Source organism: Brachybacterium sp. p3-SID1565, from assembly GCF_025143785.1.
Lineage (GTDB): Bacteria > Actinomycetota > Actinomycetes > Actinomycetales > Dermabacteraceae > Brachybacterium > Brachybacterium epidermidis.
The window spans coordinates 40,217-56,437 of the sequence record NZ_JAMBDS010000009.1; the positions used below are offsets into that span (position 1 = coordinate 40,217).

Genomic DNA, 16,221 nt, shown 5'->3' on the forward strand with positions numbered 1-16,221 from the left:
CTCAGCTCCACGACGTGGCCACCGGACGGCCCTCCGCGTACCCGGCTGCGCTCTGCAGCCCGATCACGGCACGCTCGCGGAACTCCGCCAGGCTCAGCGCCCCCGCGTAGGTGCAGGAGGAGCGCACACCGGCGGTGATGGTGTCCAACAGGTCCTCGACCCCGCCAGCGCCGTCCTCGAGATACATGCGGGAGGTCGAGATGCCCTCTTCGAACAGGGACTTGCGGGCACGCGCGAAGGCGTCCTCCTTCGCGGTGCGGTTCGAGACGGCACGCTTGGAGGCCATCCCGAAGTTCTCCTTGTACCGGCGCCCGCGCTCGTCGGCACGCATCTGCCCGGGCGACTCGTAGGTGCCGGCGAACCAGGAGCCGATCATCACGTTGGAGGCACCGGCGGCGAGCGCGAGCGCGACGTCGCGGGGATGGCGCACACCGCCGTCGGCCCAGATCCGAGCGCCCAGTTCCCGGGCCTGGGCGGCGCACTCGAGGACGGCGGAGAACTGGGGGCGGCCCACACCGGTCATCATGCGGGTGGTGCACATGGCACCGGGGCCCACGCCGACCTTGACGATGTCGGCCCCGGCCTCGATCAGCTCCCGGGTGCCCTCCGCGGTCACCACGTTGCCGGCCACCAGCCTCACGGGGGTGTCGGCCCGGTCGCCGAGCACGGAGCGGGCGGCGCGCAGGGCCTCGATCATGCGGTCCTGGTGACCGTGGGCGGTGTCCAGGACGATCACGTCCACGTCGGCGTCCAGCAGATCCTGCACGCGGGTGGGGACGTCGGCGTTGATCCCGACGGCGACCGCGGTGCGCAGGCGGTCCTGCGCGTCGGTGGCGGGGGTGTAGATCGTCGAGCGCAGCACGCCGGTGGCGGTGAGGACACCGCGCAGCGTGCCATCGGCCTCGACCACCAGCGCGGCGTCGTGGTGCGTCGCGGCGATGCGGGAGTGCAGCTGTGCGGGCTCCATGGCGAGGTCCCCGGGGCCCAGGGTGAGCACGTCGGTGCTGACCACCCCACCGACGGCGCCGAAGGTGTCACGACCCTGGGTCTCCTGGGCGGAGATGACGCCGAGGGGTCTGCGCTCGTCGTCGACCACCACCACGAGGCCGTGGGGCCTCTTGGGCAGCAGGGCATCGGCCTGCCCGAGGGTGCCGTCGGGCCCCAGGGTCAGCGGATGGTCCACCAGCAGGTCCCGGGCCTTCACCGAGCGGACGATCGAGTCGATGCGATCCGGGGAGAGGTCCTGAGGCAGCACCGCCAGTCCGCCGCGCCGCGCCATCACCTCGGCCATGCGGCGCCCCGAGACCGCGGTCATGTTGGCGGCGATCAGCGGGATGGTGGTGCCGCTGCCGTCGTCGCTGGAGAGGTCGACGTCGAAGCGCGAGGTCACCGCCGAGCGGGACGGCAGGAAGAAGCAGTCGTCGTAGGTGAGGTCAGTGGAGGGGTCATGGAGCAGGCGCATGCGGCTCAGGATAGGCGGCGAGGCCCGGGGCGGCGCGGATGCGGGACCTCCACCATGCCCTCACATGCCGCTGGCGCGTGCATCGCGGCCATGAATCTAGGATGGGGCGCATGACGGACCCGTCCTCGACCTCGTGGCGCAGGCGTCGTCGGGGCGGAAAGTACCAGGCTCCCGAACGGCGCTCCTTGCCCTCCCCGCTGTCCCCCGACGCGGCGCGGGCCAATCGCGAGGCAGCATTCGGCTCCACCCGCAAGGCCTGGGTGGGCACGCCGAGCACCGCGAACGCCTCACCGGACCCCGCTGCCGCGCCGGATCCCGCTCCCCCGTCGGGCAGCGCTGCGGAAGCGAACCGGCCGGGGCCGACGACGCCCACCCCCGCTCCGACACCCGTGCCCGGATCGGAGGCGCCGCGCCATGGCCGTCGCGCCGCTCGCCCGCTCGCCGAGAGCCCGGCATCATCCGACCGGGCCGCACGGGAGACCGAGGACCACGACGCCTGGTCCTCCCCCGCTGCCGAGGCGTCCTTTGCTGGTGACGCGTCCCCCGCAGCTGACGCATCGGCAGCGGCACGGCCGCCCCGGGACCGCGACGGCTCCCGCGCCTCGCACCCACCGAGCTCCCCGCAGTCCCCGTCGTCGTCGGGCCGACACGGTGCCCGCGCGGCCGAGCGTCCCGAGGGATCCCTGCCGACGGTGGCGTTCTGGACGGTGCTGACCTCCGTGGCCCCCGGCAGCGGCCTGCTCACCACCAGCCTGCGCCGCATCGGATGGGTGCTGCTGGGCATCATGGCCGTCGGCGCCCTCGCCGTCGGCGCCTGGCTGCTGCTGGGCGATCCCACGCGCTCCGGGCTGATGCTCCTGACGGACCGCACCGTCCTGGTGGGGCTGATGATCGCCGTCGCCCTGGTCGGCCTGGTCTGGGCGATCCAGATCGTGGTGGCGAACCTGGCGCACACCTCCCGGCAGCGCCTCCAGGGCGCCAAGCGGTACCTCGCCTTCGCGATCGCCGCCCTCATGGTGGTGGCCGTGGCCCTGCCGTTCGGCCGCGGCGTGCAGTCTCTGTGGGCGGCCCAGGGTCTGCTGGGCTCGGACACAGTGTTCGGCCAGGGCAACGACTCCGGGCGCATCCAGAAGGGCAAGGACCCGTGGGCCGGCGTGGGCCGGATCAACATCCTGCTGCTGGGCCAGGACGCCGGCGATGACCGCACCGGCACCCGCCCCGACACGATCATGGTGGCCTCGGTGGACACCGAGTCCGGCCACACCGCCCTGTTCTCCATCCCCCGCAACCTCGAGCACGTGCGCTTCCCCGAGGACACCCCTGCCGCCGAGGTGTTCCCCGACGGCTTCCGCTACTTCGGTCGCAACCAGGACCTGATCAACGCCGTGTGGAGGTGGGCGGAGGACCGCCCGGACCTGTTCCCCGGGGATCCCGAGCCGGGCCTGACCGCCACCACCTGGGCCGTGGAGGAGACCCTGGGCCTGGAGATGGACTACTACGCGATGGTGAACCTGCAGGGTTTCGAGGACCTGGTGGACGCCATTGGCGGGGTGGACCTCGTGGTGGAGCGGCGCATCCCCATCGGCGGCGGCAGCGGCCCCATCGACGGCTACATCGAGCCCGGTGACCAGAAGCTCGACGGCTACCACGCCCTGTGGTACGCCCGGTCGCGTGAGGGCTCGGACGACTTCAACCGAATGTGCCGACAGCAGCGCATCGTTCGCGCGGTGGCGGAGGAGGCCGATCCGGCCACCGTCGCCATGTCGGTGCCGCGCCTGGTCACCGCCACCGAGAAGAACATCGCCACCGACATCCCGGTGCGGGACCTCGACGCGTTCGTGGAGCTCGCCCTGCGGATCAAGGAGGCCGGCTTCACCTCGTACCTGATCACCCAGGACGTCACCCCCAGCGGCGACCCCGACTGGGACTACCTGAAGGCCTGGGCCCAGGCATCGATCGAGGACTCGATGAAGCAGTCCCAGCCCGAGTCGGTCAAGGGCGAGACGGAGGCCGGCTCCACCGATCCGGCCCCCACCGGCGAGGCGCCCTCCGAGGAGGGCACCGACGGGACGGGCGAGGAGCCCACGGAGGAGAGCCCCACCGAGGAGCCCACGGAGGACCCCACCTCGCAGGAGTCCACCGACGGTGCGGAGCCCACCGAGGAGCCCACCACGGAGAACCCCGAGATCGAACAGGACCCGCTGCAGTCCTGCCTGCCGGGCGCCGGCGAGGAGGGCTGAGAGCCGCTGGCTCTCAGTCGATGACCTGCAGCAGGGCGTTCTCGATCAGCTCCGGCATGGCTGGATGGATCCAGTACTGCGTGGCGGCGATGTCCCGGGCCGTCTGCCCGGTGCTCATCGCCTGGATCACCAGCTGGATGAGCGTGGTGGCCTCCGCTCCGATGATGTGCGCACCCAGGATCTCGGTGGTGGCCTCGTCCACGATGATCTTGGCGAAGCCGTCAGTGTCCTCCAGCGCCCAGCCGTAGGCGATGCCGGCGTAGCCCTGGTGGGCCACGCGGATGCTGCGCCCGCTCGCCTCGGCCCGCTCCCGGGCCGTTGACTCGTCCATCCCCACCCAGGCCACCTGCGGATCGGTGAACACCCCGCTGGGGATGGGCATCGTGTCCGAGCGGCGCAGGTCCTCCGGATGCAGCACGTTGTGCCGCACGATCTTCTGCTCGAAGTTGGCCACGTGCTTGAGCTGGTGCTCGCTGGAGACGTCGCCGAGCGCCCACACCCCCTCGAGCACCTCGCCGCCGGAGAGCACCCGCTGGTGGGCGTCCACCGCGATGCGGCCGTCGGGATGGGTGTCGATGCCGGCACGGTCCACCCTCAGCAGATCCGAATTGGGCATGCGACCGGTGGCGACCAGCAGCTCCTCGGCTCGCACCTCGTGCTCCTCGCCGTCGCGCAGTCCGCGCAGCACCACCCCGTCTGCCACGCGCTCGACAGAGGTGGTCGACATACCGGTGATCAGATGCAGCCGCTCCCCCAGCACCCGGGTGAGTCGCTCGGAGACCTCCGCATCGGTCTGCCGCAGTACACGGTCGGTGCGCGCGATCAGGGAGACCTCCACCCCGAGGGAGGCGAAGATGTGCGCCATCTCCACCGCCACCACACCGGATCCGAGGATCGCCAGGGAGGCCGGCAGCTGCTCGATCCGCATGATGGTGTCGGAGGTGTGGGGACGGGCGTCCTGGATCCCGTCGACCGGGGGGAAGGAGGGGCGCGAGCCGGCACCGATCACGATGGTGTCAGCAGTGATCTCCTGCTCGGTGCCGTCCTGGAGGGTGACGGTCAGGGAGTGTGCGCCCGCGAAGGCGGCGGTCCCGCGCAGCAGGGTGAGGTTGTCGTTGTCCTGGTGGGAGTCGCGGTACTGCTGGCCGCCGGAGCTGATCGCGTCCAGGCGGCCGAAGATGCGATCACGGACGGCGGGCCAGTCCACGTGCCGCAGGGCTGCGGTGACGCCGAAGCGCGCTGATTCCGCGGGGGCATGGGCGAGGTCCGCGGTGTGCACCAGCATCTTGGTGGGGATGCAGCCCAGGTTCAGGCAGGTACCGCCGAACACGTGCTGGGGGCCCACCCCGCGGTCGATCTGGACGATGCTGCGGCCTGCGAACTCCGGCCCCGGGAAGGAGTTCGCAGAGCCGGAGCCGATCAGGGCGATGTCGAAGTGCTGCGCGTCGGTGCTCACCCTCCCAGGCTACGCTGGCAGGGCGTGCTGCGCGGGCGCGCCGTACAGTGAGCGCGTGACCCTCCCCGCAGAGCAGCGCTGCCCCTCCGTCCGGAACCAGCGGCGAACGGTGAGCACCGAGGCGGCCCGTGCCATGGTGGGGGCATGCGCATCCACCACCTGAACTGCGGCACCCTCACCCCGCCGGGAGAGTCGATGGTGTGCCATGTGCTGCTGCTCGAGGTGGGGCGGCACCTGGTGCTGGTGGACACCGGGTTCGGCAGCGCGGACGTGCGGGCACCGGGCCGCTTGGGCCCGGTGCGGCACCTGCTGCGGCCGGCCCTGCGCCCGGAGGAGACCGCTGTTGCGCGGACCCGCGCCCTGGGACTGGACCCCGCTGCGGTCTCCGATGTGGTGCTCACCCACGGCGACCTCGACCATGCCGGTGGCCTGGTGGACCTGCCGCACGCCCAGGTCCATCTGCTCGCGGCCGAGCATCGCGCCATCCGGCATCCGCGCGGGCTGCTGGAGGCCCAGCGGTACCGTCCCTCCCAGTGGGCGCACGGTCCGCGGATCACACCGCACCGGCCCGGAGCCGTGCGCTGGAAGGGCTTCGAGGGATGCGTGGACCTGCAGGCGGTGGCCCCCGGGATGCTGCTGGTGCCGATGCCCGGGCACACCGCCGGTCACGCCGGGGTGGCGATCCCCACCGGCAGCGGCTGGCTGCTGCATGCCGGGGATGCCTTCCACTCGGCCCTCTCCCTGCGGAAGGGACCGAGTCGTCTGGACGTGCGGGTGCGGCAGGGGCTGCTGGCGCACGACGAGCCCGCCCTGCGCAGCACCCAGCGCAGGCTGGGTGCCCTGGCCCGCAGAGAACCCGCAGTACGGATCATCAACAGCCACGACCGAAAGCTGTGGGAGCAGGCATAGCCGGGCGTACGCTGGAGCGATGCCTGCTCCCCCCGGTCCCCGCACCCTGCCCGCAGCCCTGACGGCGGTGCTGGACCTGCTGCGCTGCCCCCGCTGCGGGGAGCGGCTGGCCCCGACCGACGGCTCCCTGCGCTGCCCGGTGCGGCACACCTTCGACGTGGCGCGGGCAGGCTATGCCTCCCTGCTCACCGGCACCGCAGCGACCAGCGGGGACGACGACGAGATGGCGCGGGCCCGGGACAGGTTCCTCGACGGCGGTGCCTACGCGCCGATCCGCGACCTGATCACCGAGCTGGTGGCTGGCCATGCGGAGGCGCGCAGTGCCGAGGGTGCTCCTCCCGCGGTGCTGGACGTGGGCTGCGGCACCGGCTACTACCTGGCCGGGGTGCTGGAGCGCCTGCCCTCGGCCAGAGGGCTGGGGCTGGACACCTCCACCCGAGCCCTGCGGTTCGCGGCCCGCGCCCATGAGCGTGCCGCCGCGGCCAGCTGGGACGTGTTCGCCCCGTTCCCGCTGCGGGACGCCGGCGTGGAGGTGCTGCTGGACGTGTTCGCCCCCCGCAACCCGACCGAGTTCGCACGGGTGCTGATGCCCGGGGGCGTCTTGGTGGTGGTGCGGCCCGCACCGGACCACCTCGCCGAGCTGCGTGAGGTGGTCCCCGGGATGGTCTCCCTGGACCCGCACAAGGAGGAGCGCCTGCACCGGGTGCTGGACCCCCTGTTCAGCACGGAGCGCACCGAGGAGCTGCGCTACCCCGTGGACCTCTCGACAGCTTCCGCCCGTGATCTGGTGCGGATGACGCCCAGTGCCCGCCACGTCGACGCCGAGCAGCTTGAGGCCTCGGTGCCATCGGAAATGACGGTGACCGTCAGCGTGGTGGCGAGCTCCCATCGGGTGCTGCCGGAGGGTTGAGCGCCTTGTAGAGGATCAGCGCCAGGGCCGTGCGGTCCCGGGCCTCGAGCAGGGAAACGACGACTGCCTGCACAGCGTGCAGATCGCCGGTGTCCCAACGGTACGCAGCCCAGTCCCCGCCGCCGTGCAGAGCAAGGCCATAGTTGTGCACCGCCGAGGTCAGCATGCACAGCACGGGCATGATCTGCAGAGCACGCAGCAGCCGACGGATCGGCAGGGAACGTTCCCTGCACACTATTGCGGCACCGATATCGCTCGAGGTCACCCGCCCTCCACCGTACGGTCCGGTGTCGGGCCGCGTCCCATGGCCGTGGTCACGGGATGTGCATGCCCGGTCGCGCGCCACTGCGTGAGACGGCGCGGGACGAAAGCAATCGCCGCGATGATGCAGGCCACATAGGCTGGCGCTGCAGGACAACGACGAACTGCCCTGTCTCTCTACGACCCTGAGGAGGCCCCCATGCGTGCAGTGCGTTATTACGGCAAGGAAGACGTTCGCTTGGAGGAGGTGCCCGCGCCCGAGCTGCTGCCCGGCACCGTGCGTATCACTCCGGCATTCACCGGGATCTGCGGATCCGATCTTCACCTGTACTTCGAGGGCCCGATACCGCCGGCGCCGGCCGATTCTCCGCATCCGATCTCCGGCGAGCAGCTGCCGGTGGTCTTCGGGCATGAGTTTTCCGGCACGATCACCGAGGTGGGTGAGGGCGTTGAGGGGCTCGCCGTCGGTGACAACGTCGTCGTGGAGCCGCTGATGGTGTGCGGCCAGTGCCCGCCGTGCAACGCGAACCGATACAACCTGTGCGAGAAAATGGGGTTCATCGGGATCTCCGGTCGCGGTGGCGGGCTCGCCGAGCAGGTCGTCACCGAGCAGCGTTTCGTGCACCCGATCGGTGATCTGCCTCTGGACCAGGGTGCTCTCATCGAGCCGCTGGCGGTCGGCATGCATGCCGTCAAGCACGCCGGCGTGGTTGACGGCGGCACCGCGGTGATCGGTGGCGCTGGCCCGATCGGGCTGCTCACCGCCGCGATCCTCAAGGCCCGAGGGATGCGGGTCGTCATGAGCGAGGTCTCCGCGGCCCGCAAGGATATCGCCCGGTCCACCGGCGTCGCTGACCTGGTCGTCGATCCGAGTGAGCAGGACCTGCCCGCGGTGGTACGCGAGTTCACCGATGGCGTCGGCGCAGACGTCGCCTTCGACGCGGCCGGGATCAAGCCGGTGGTCGACGCCCTGCTGGCCTCACTGCGCCCCGGCGGGCGCCTCGAGGTCGTCGCGATCCATGTCAGCCCGGTGGAGCTGGACCTCACCGGTCAGCTGATCATGGGCGACAAGGTCATCGGCGGCTCCATCGGCTACGCCAACGACCACGTGGAGGCCATCGAGCTGGCCCGCAGCGGTGCGGTGGACCTCTCGAAGTTCATCACCCGGAAGATCTCAGTCGATGACATTGTCGAGGACGGCTACAAGCGCCTTCGCGACCACGGCGAGACCGAGGTGAAGATCCTCGTGCACATGTGATCTCTGTGCATCCCCGCTGATCAGGGCCCGGTCAGAGGACCGGGCCCTGATGTGCTCAGCGCAGCTGGCCCGTAACGCTCTGAACGGCCTCGAGCACGGAGCCGTCGGCCAGGCGCGACTCTGCCTCCGCGATGTCGGGCGCGAGGAACGTGTCAGGACCCGGCCCGTCGACCGTGCCGCGCAGCACCGCGATCGCGGCCGCACCTGCGGCCGACGGGGCAAGTGGTGCGCGCAGGTCGCAGGCGCGGGCAGCGGTGAGCAGCTCGATGGCGAGCACCCGGCGCAGATTCTCCACCGCGGTGCGCAGCTTGCGGGCCGCGTGCCAGCCCATGGACACGTGGTCCTCCTGCATCGCCGAGGAGGGGATCGAGTCCACGCTGGCCGGCATGGCCAGGCGCTTCATCTCCGAGACCAGGGCAGCCTGGGTGTACTGGGCGATCATGAAGCCGGAGTCCACGCCGGGGTCGTTGGCCAGGAACGGCGGCAGGCCGTGGGAGCGAGCCTTGTCGAGCATGCGGTCGGTGCGGCGCTCCGCGATGGAGGCGAGGTCTGCGGCCACCACCGCCAGGAAGTCCAGCACGTAGGCCACCGGAGCGCCGTGGAAGTTCCCGTTGGAGGTGATGGTGCCGTCCTCGAGCACCACGGGGTTGTCGATGGAGGCGGCCAGCTCGCGCTCGGCGACGGTGCGGGCATGGTCCAGGGTGTCCCGCACCCCGCCGGCCACCTGCGGGGCACAGCGCAGGGAGTAGGCGTCCTGGACCCGTGATCCCTCGGCGGTCACGTCGGCGATGATCGGTGACCCCTGCAGGAGGTCCAGGATGTTGGCGGCCGATGCCGCCTGTCCCGGGTGGGGGCGCAGCGGCGTGTGCAGCTCGGGCCGGAACACGCTGTCGCGGCCCCGCAGGCCCTGCACCGTCAGCGAGCAGGTGACGTCGGCGATCCGCACCAGTTCGTCGAGGTCGGCGATGGCCATCAGGAGCATCCCCAGCATCCCGTCGGTGCCGTTGACCAGCGCCAGCCCCTCCTTCTCCGCCAGCTCGATCGGTTCGATGCCGGCCTCGGCCAGCAGCTCGCGCACGGGGCGCTCCTCGCCGGCGCGATCCCGGGCGCGGCCCTCCCCCATGAGCACCAGTGCGCAGTGGGAAAGCGGGGCCAGGTCCCCGGAACAGCCCAGGGAGCCGTACTCGTGGACGATGGGGGTGATGTGCGCGTTCAGCAGCGCCAGCATGGTCTCCAGCACGACGGGCCTCACGCCCGTGCGGCCGGAGGCGAGGGTGCGGGCACGCAGCAGCATCAGCGCACGCACCACCTCGGTCTCCACCTCGGGGCCGGCGCCGGCCGCATGGGAGCGGATCAGGGAGCGCTGCAGGGCGCCCCGCATGCCCGGGTCGATGGCGGTGTCGGCCAGCGCCCCGAAGCCCGTGGAGACCCCGTACACCGGGGCATGGCCGGGAGCCGCCAGGGCATCCACGTGGGCGCGAACCCGGTCCACTTCCTCCCGGGCCGCGGGGTCGAGGTCCACGCGGGCGCCGCGGCGGGCGACGGCGAGGACGTGACCTGCCGTGAGGCCGGCGGTGCCGAGGGTGACGACGGAGGGCCCGGAGGCGGTGGAGGGGTTCGGGGAGGCGTTCGTCGAGGTCATGGGAACTCCTATGGCGGGTGGGGATGGACGGGCCCGTCCAAGGGCCGTACCGGGGTGAGTGAGGGAGATCAGAGGACGCGTGTCCCGCGCCGCCACACCGCATGGGTGAGCGGCATGCCGGGGCGGTAGGCGAGGTGGATCGCGGCGGGGGCATCGAGCACGTGCAGGTCCGCCCGGGCACCGACGCCGAGGTGTCCCACGTCGTTGCGGCGCAGGGCGAGGGCGCCGCCGCGGGTGGCGGCGCGCACGGCCTCGGCGAGGGTGAGCCGCATCTGCAGCACCGCGGTGGCCACGCAGAACGCCAGGGAACTGGTGTAGCTGGTACCGGGGTTGCAGTTCGAGGCGATCGCGAGCTGGGCCCCGGCCTCGAGCAGTTCTCGGGCGGGGGCCAGGGGCGCGCGGGTGGAGAGGTCGCAGGCCGGCAGCACGGTGGCCACAGTGGGCCCGGTCCGGGCATCCAGCACACCCGGTTCCTCACCCGGCGCGACGGGGAGAGCCGCGGTCGCGGCGAGGGCGTCGACGTCGGCGGGATCTAGGTGGTTGAGGTGATCGACGCTCGCCGCACCCAGGTCGCAGGCCAGCTGCACACCGCCGGTGCGGCCCAGCTGGTTGCCGTGCACCCGCAGGCCCAGGCCCGCGTCGGCGCCGGCGCGCAGCACCCGCGTGGACTGCTCGGAATCGAAGGCGCCGTCCTCGCAGAACACGTCGATCCAGCGCAGGGCGGGTCCCGCCGCGTCCTGCACCGCCTCGAGCATGGGGCCGGCCACCAGGTCCACGTACTCCTCACCCCGGCCCTCGAACTCGCCGGGCACCAGGTGGGCACCGAGGTAGGTGATCTCGTCGATCTCGCCTGCGGCATGGAGCTGGGCCAGCAGGCGGGCTGCCCGGGCCTCCTCGTCCACTGTGAGGCCGTACCCGGTCTTGGTCTCCAAGCACGTGGTGCCGCCGCGCACGGCCTCGGTGATCCGGCTGCGCACCAGGGCCAGCAGCTCCTCGTCACGCGCGGCCCGAGTCGCCCCGGTGGTCACCGATATGCCGCCGGCGGCGTAGGACTCCCCTGCCATCCGCGCCTCGAACTCGGCGGAGCGGTCCCCGGCGAACACCAGGTGGGTGTGAGAGTCCACCCAGCCCGGCAGCACGGCCCGGCCCCCGAGGTCCGCCTGGTCGTCGGCCGCGGGGGCCTCGGTGGCAGGTCCGGTCCAGGCGATGTGGCCGGAGTCGATCACCACGGCTGCATCGCGGAGCAGCTGTCCGTCGGACATGCCTCGCGGAGGCGCGGACGGGTCCTCAAGGGCGGGGTCGAAGGTCCAGAGCTCGGAGATCCCGGTGATGACGGTGGAGGCCATGCACCGAATCTACGGACCGCACGCTGTGGCCATGGCGGCTCCCTCGGAGAACTGTCCGAGGTACCGGACTGCGGGCGGGGCCCTCAGAGGACCCCCACGCCGTCCCCGATCCCATGACGCTGCAGGAATCCCGGGTCCTCGGTGCGCCCGACGGTGGTCCGCCCGAAGGTCTCCCGGTACTCGTCGTAGGTCATGGTGACCGTCTTGGGAGCGTTGGGGTCGCCCGGCCCCCAGGGGTTGGTCACCGTCACGGTGCCGGCCTCCCGGTCCACGGCTGTGACGGTGTAGGCGTGGTTTCTGGGACACTGATCCCGTTCTCGCAGCGCATCGACCACCGCACCAGGAGCAGCCGATGACGACCCACCCGCAACCCATGACTGCGCCCCGCCTCACGACACCGCGACGCCGGCGGCCCTCAGGGGCCCTCGGCGCGCTCGCGGCCACGGTGGTGCTCGCCGGGTGCGGGATGCTGCGAGGCTCAGCTGAGGACCCCACCTCCGGCCCCGCCGGGGGGACGCTGCATGAGCAGGGCACCACCGAGGTGGAGATCGCCGTGGGCGAGACCGCCCAGATCTCCCTCGGAGAGGGCAGCCAGGGCGTAGGTGATGCGTGGGGCGTCATCTCCCAGACCGAGGAGTCTGTGGCGAGCGCGGACGTGGTGCTGGGCGAGGACGTCTACGGGACAGGGGGTGGACAGGACGCCCCGGGGGCCTCGATGCCCTACGCCGTCGAGCTCACCGGTATCGAAACCGGGACCATGACGGTGCGCGTCCTGTACTGCACTCGCGCCGAGATCGCCGAGGACTGCGACCAGTCCAAGGGGACCCTGGACCCGCCGGTCGATCCCGTCGAGATCACCGTCACCGTCCGCTGACCGCCGACCCCGGTCAACCACCGGCCCCGGTCAGAGGTCGGACCAGCAGGCCCGCGGGCTCAGTCCCTCGCCCGGGCCTGCATCGGCACCCGCACCCCGCGCTCCCAGGCCACGTCCGCGGCGCGGGAGTAGCCGGCATCCACGTGCCGGATCACGCCCATGGCCGGGTCGTTGGTGAGCAGGCGGTCCAGCTTCTGGGCGGCCAGATCGGTGCCGTCGGCCACGCCCACCTGACCGGCGTGGATGGAGCGGCCGATGCCCACGCCGCCGCCGTGGTGGATCGACACCCAGGTGGCACCGGAGGACGTCGCGGTCAGGGCGTTCAGCAGGGGCCAGTCGGCGATGGCGTCGGAGCCGTCGAGCATGCCCTCAGTCTCGCGGTACGGGGACGCGACCGAGCCGGAGTCGAGGTGGTCGCGGCCGATCACGATCGGGGCCTTCACCTTCCCCTCCCGCACCAGGTCGTTGAACAGCAGCCCCGCGCGGTGCCGCTCGCCGTAGCCCAGCCAGCAGATCCGAGCCGGCAGTCCCTCGAACTCCACCAGCTCCCCGGCGGCGTCCAGCCAGCGGTGCAGGTGCTCGTTCTCGGGGAACAGCTCCTTCAGTGCCGCGTCGGTGACGGCGATGTCCTCCGGATCCCCCGAGAGCGCCACCCAGCGGAAGGGGCCCAGGCCCTCGCAGAACAAGGGGCGGATGTAGGCGGGCACGAAGCCGGGGAAGGAGAAGGCGCGGTCGTATCCGGCGTGGCGGGCCTCGTCGCGGATCGAGTTGCCGTAGTCGAACACCTCGGCACCCTGGTCCTGGAACTCCACCATGGCCTGCACCTGCCGGGCCATCGACTCGCGGGACTTCTTGGTGAAGCCCTCCGCATCGGCCTCGGCCTCCGCCTGCCAGTTCTCCACGTCCACTTCGACGGGGAGGTAGGACAGGGGATCGTGGGCGCTGGTCTGGTCGGTGACCACGTCGATGCGGATCTCGCCTTTGCACTGCCGCTCCAGCAGGGCGGGGAACGCCTCGGCGGCATTGCCCACGATGCCGATGGAGAGGGCGCGCTTCTCGTCCCGGGCACTGGTGGCGCGGGCGATCGCGTCGTCAAGGTCGTCCGCGATCACATCGAGGTAGCGCTTGGAGCGGCGGCGCTCCAGGCGGGAGCGGTCCACGTCGGCGATCAGGCACACCCCGCCGTTCAGGGTGACGGCCAGGGGCTGTGCCCCGCCCATGCCTCCGCAGCCCCCGGTGAGGGTGATGGTGCCGGCCAGGGTGCCCTCGAAGCGCTTGCGGGCCACGGCCGCGAAGGTCTCGTAGGTGCCCTGCAGGATGCCCTGGGTGGCGATGTAGATCCAGGAGCCGGCGGTCATCTGGCCGTACATCATCAGGCCCTCGGCCTCGAGCCGGCGGAACTCCGGCCAGGTGGCCCAGTCCCCCACCAGGTTGGAGTTGGCCAGCAGCACCCGCGGGGCCCAGGGGTTGGTGCGCAGCACTCCGACGGGCTTGCCGGACTGCACCAGCATGGTCTCGTCGTCCTCGAGGTCCGCCAGGGTCGCAACGATCGCGTCGTACGCCTCCCAGGAGCGGGCGGCGCGGCCGGTGCCGCCGTAGACCACCAGGTCATCGGGCCGTTCGGCCACCTCAGGGTCGAGGTTGTTCATCAGCATCCGCAGCGGGGCCTCTGTCTGCCAGCTCTTCGCGGTCAGATCGGTGCCGCGGGGGGCGCGGACGGGGCGGGCGCCGGGAAGGCTCATGGTGTGCTCCTGGGTCTCGGGGGTCGCTGCAGTGGGACCCCTTCAGCACAGCATGTCCCCGGGGACCGGGTGAGTGCTCCAGCCCGGAGCCGTCCGGGATCTCGGACAGTCGGGTGGGGATCCGGCCCGGCCTCAGGGACCGCAGGTGCCACCATGGGAACAGCGGCGCCCCGTCGCTTCGACCCCACGCACCCGGAGGACCGCCGCCGATGGACGACCACAGCGCCCCTGTTCCGCTCCGCGCCTGGACCGGCCGCGTCGACGGCGAGGGTCCTGATCACGCCCGGTGGCACCAGCGGGTGCGGCCCGCCCAGCGGACCCGGGGGAGCTCCGCACCGCACGTCGCGGTGGTCGGCTTCCGCACCGACGAGGGCGTGCGCCGCAACGGCGGCCGAGCGGGCGCTGCCGACGGACCCGAGGCCCTGCGCTCCGCCCTGGCTCCGATGGTCCCGCACCCGAGCATCGCCCGCGGCGACGTACAGCTGGTGGACCACGGGGACGCGGTCACCGTGGGCGAGGACCTGGAGACCGGCCACCGCGACGCCGCGGCGATGATCGCCTCCGCGCTCGGCGCTCCGGGCTCCCTGCTCACGGTGGTGCTGGGCGGGGGGCACGAGACCGCCTGGGCCTGCTACCTGGGACTGGTCAGCTTCCTCGGCGCCGGCACCGACGCCCCCGAAGCGCGTCCCCGCTGGGGCGTGCTGAACCTCGATGCGCACTTCGACCTGCGACGGGAGGACCGTGCCACCTCCGGCACCCCGTTCCTGCAGATGGCCGAGGCCGAGAGGGCCGCCGGGCGGGACCTCGCCTACGCGGTGCTCGGCATCTCGGAGGCGTCCAACACCGGCGCACTGTTCGACACCGCTCGCGAACTGGGCGTGCGCTGGCTGACCGACCTGGAATGCCTGGACGGCGGGACAGGCGCCGTGCAGAGCTTCGTGGAGGAGGTCGTCGCGGATCTGGACGTCCTCTACCTCACCATCGACCTGGACGTGCTGCCTGCAGCGGCTGCCCCCGGTGTGAGCGCCCCGGCGGGGCTGGGCGTACCGCTGCCGCTGATCGTCACGGCGGTCCGTGCTGCCGCGGCGAGCGGGAAGCTCGCCCTGATCGACGTGGTGGAGCTGAATCCCGGCCTCGACGTCGACTCCCGCACCGCCCGCACAGCGGCCCGGCTGATCGACCTGGCAGTGCGGCAGCATCTGGCAGCAGCACCGTCCGGCGTCTGAGGCCGGCCCTCACGCGCTGCGGCGCAGGCCGATCAGCACCAGGCCGACGGCCATCACCAGTGCGCCCACCCCGAGCATGATCACCCCCTGCGGCATCACCTCGGTGGTGAACTTCTCCTGGAACACCTGCACGATAGGGCCGACGAACACGGCTTGATCGATGCTGTCGGGGACCAGGTCCTCGATGCGGGTGGCCAGTAGCCACACCGCCCCTCCGGCGAGGATGCCGCCCACCCCCGCGAGGGTGAGCATCGTGCGTCGGTGCGCTGCGACGGTGAGCGCGACCAGGAGCAGCAGCAGCGCGGCCGGCCCCAGCCGGTGCGCCCACGGGGAGAGTGAGGCGGCCTTCGCCAGCAGCGGGACATCGGGGATGGTGGCCAGGGTGACGGTGGCGTCCTCCGGCCGGGGGACGGTGATGCCCAGGGGGAGGTGATCCTCGATGCCGCTGAGAATGGCGTCGATGGCGGGCCCCAGGTCCACGTCCAGGTCCGATGCCCCGGGGCTGAACAGCGCACCGTGCAGCTCGCGCATGGTCACGTCCCAGACACTGCCGTACACCTCGGTCCCGGTGATCCGCGCGGCCTGCTCCTCGGCCAAGGGCGTGACACGCTCGGTGATCCAGTCCGGCACGCGCTCATCCCCCAGGATCTGCGCGACGGCGCTGTCGGTGAGGGTGCGCTGGAACGCAGGGTCATCGGCCAGCGGCTCGGTGACCGCGAGGAAGCCCTCCTGCTCGATGGCCGTCCGGTCCAGCCACGCAGCCGGGATCCACAGGGCGCCCAGCACGGTCGCGATCAGCAGCAGAGCGGCGGCGAGGAGGTCACGGGCGGAGGACACGTGCCCACGGTACCCGGCGCAGCCGCCCGGGAATGGGAGCGGCCCTGCACCCGGGAGG

14 protein-coding genes are annotated in these 16,221 nt (G+C 71.9%); 6 read left to right on the forward strand and 8 right to left on the reverse strand.

All coding sequences use genetic code 11. The features are described 5' to 3' along the window. Position 1: 1 nt before the first annotated feature. Positions 2-1,462 (reverse strand): GuaB1 family IMP dehydrogenase-related protein, encoded by a 1,461-nt coding sequence (locus M4D54_RS04005; RefSeq protein ID WP_193865481.1) that lies wholly within the window; start codon positions 1,460-1,462, stop codon positions 2-4. Positions 1,463-1,572: 110 nt separating this feature from the next. On the opposite strand from M4D54_RS04005, the gene M4D54_RS04010 reads away from it, so the two are divergent. After that, a complete protein-coding gene (locus M4D54_RS04010; RefSeq protein ID WP_259890376.1) occupies positions 1,573-3,702 on the forward strand; it encodes an LCP family protein in 2,130 nt (709 codons plus the stop codon). A 13-nt stretch (positions 3,703-3,715) separates the two neighbouring features. On the opposite strand, the gene M4D54_RS04015 is transcribed toward M4D54_RS04010, so the two are convergent. Then, complete coding sequence (locus tag M4D54_RS04015) at positions 3,716-5,158, reverse strand: mycothione reductase (protein ID WP_193865483.1); 1,443 nt, start codon at positions 5,156-5,158, stop codon at positions 3,716-3,718. Between the two features lie 144 nt (positions 5,159-5,302). Between M4D54_RS04015 and M4D54_RS04020 the strand changes: the two genes are divergently transcribed. Together M4D54_RS04020 and M4D54_RS04025 are read left to right on the forward strand one after the other, a co-directional pair. Beyond that, positions 5,303-6,067 (forward strand): MBL fold metallo-hydrolase, encoded by a 765-nt coding sequence (locus tag M4D54_RS04020; protein WP_259890377.1) that lies wholly within the window; start codon positions 5,303-5,305, stop codon positions 6,065-6,067. 19 nt (positions 6,068-6,086) lie between these two features. Beyond that, positions 6,087-6,977 (forward strand): putative RNA methyltransferase, encoded by an 891-nt coding sequence (locus tag M4D54_RS04025; protein ID WP_259890379.1) that lies wholly within the window; start codon positions 6,087-6,089, stop codon positions 6,975-6,977. On the opposite strand, the gene M4D54_RS04030 is transcribed toward M4D54_RS04025, so the two are convergent. After that, complete coding sequence (locus M4D54_RS04030) at positions 6,934-7,242, reverse strand: hypothetical protein (RefSeq protein ID WP_259890380.1); 309 nt, start codon at positions 7,240-7,242, stop codon at positions 6,934-6,936. The genes M4D54_RS04025 and M4D54_RS04030 overlap by 44 nt on opposite strands. Before the next feature lie 195 nt (positions 7,243-7,437). Here M4D54_RS04030 and M4D54_RS04035 point away from each other — a divergent pair, with 195 nt between their 5' ends. Further along, positions 7,438-8,496, forward strand: coding sequence for a 2,3-butanediol dehydrogenase (locus M4D54_RS04035; protein WP_259890383.1), 1,059 nt, complete (start codon positions 7,438-7,440; stop codon positions 8,494-8,496). 55 nt (positions 8,497-8,551) lie between these two features. Here M4D54_RS04035 and hutH read toward each other — a convergent pair whose 3' ends face one another. The 3 genes from hutH to M4D54_RS04050 all read right to left on the reverse strand — a co-directional run bounded on the left by hutH (position 8,552) and on the right by M4D54_RS04050 (position 11,756). Then, on the reverse strand, positions 8,552-10,138 hold the full coding sequence (hutH, locus tag M4D54_RS04040; RefSeq protein ID WP_259890385.1) for a histidine ammonia-lyase: 1,587 nt from the start codon (positions 10,136-10,138) through the stop codon (positions 8,552-8,554). 68 nt (positions 10,139-10,206) lie between these two features. Further along, positions 10,207-11,484: an imidazolonepropionase gene (hutI, locus tag M4D54_RS04045; protein ID WP_193865488.1), complete on the reverse strand. Its 1,278-nt coding sequence runs from the start codon at positions 11,482-11,484 to the stop codon at positions 10,207-10,209. Positions 11,485-11,567: 83 nt separating this feature from the next. Next, positions 11,568-11,756, reverse strand: a complete 189-nt coding sequence (locus M4D54_RS04050; protein ID WP_193865489.1) for a hypothetical protein — start codon at positions 11,754-11,756, stop codon at positions 11,568-11,570. Positions 11,757-11,857: 101 nt separating this feature from the next. Between M4D54_RS04050 and M4D54_RS04055 the strand changes: the two genes are divergently transcribed. Next, complete coding sequence (locus tag M4D54_RS04055; RefSeq protein WP_193865490.1) at positions 11,858-12,358, forward strand: hypothetical protein; 501 nt, start codon at positions 11,858-11,860, stop codon at positions 12,356-12,358. 59 nt (positions 12,359-12,417) lie between these two features. On the opposite strand, the gene M4D54_RS04060 is transcribed toward M4D54_RS04055, so the two are convergent. After that, positions 12,418-14,100: a urocanate hydratase gene (locus M4D54_RS04060; protein WP_193865491.1), complete on the reverse strand. Its 1,683-nt coding sequence runs from the start codon at positions 14,098-14,100 to the stop codon at positions 12,418-12,420. A 209-nt stretch (positions 14,101-14,309) separates the two neighbouring features. Between M4D54_RS04060 and hutG the strand changes: the two genes are divergently transcribed. After that, the gene (gene hutG, locus M4D54_RS04065; protein WP_193865492.1) at positions 14,310-15,326 is read left to right on the forward strand and encodes a formimidoylglutamase; all 1,017 of its coding nucleotides are present in this window, start codon (positions 14,310-14,312) and stop codon (positions 15,324-15,326) included. A 9-nt stretch (positions 15,327-15,335) separates the two neighbouring features. Here the strand turns inward: hutG and M4D54_RS04070 are convergent, their stop codons facing one another. After that, positions 15,336-16,163 (reverse strand): hypothetical protein, encoded by an 828-nt coding sequence (locus tag M4D54_RS04070; RefSeq protein ID WP_193865493.1) that lies wholly within the window; start codon positions 16,161-16,163, stop codon positions 15,336-15,338. Between the last annotated feature and the right edge of the window lie 58 nt (positions 16,164-16,221).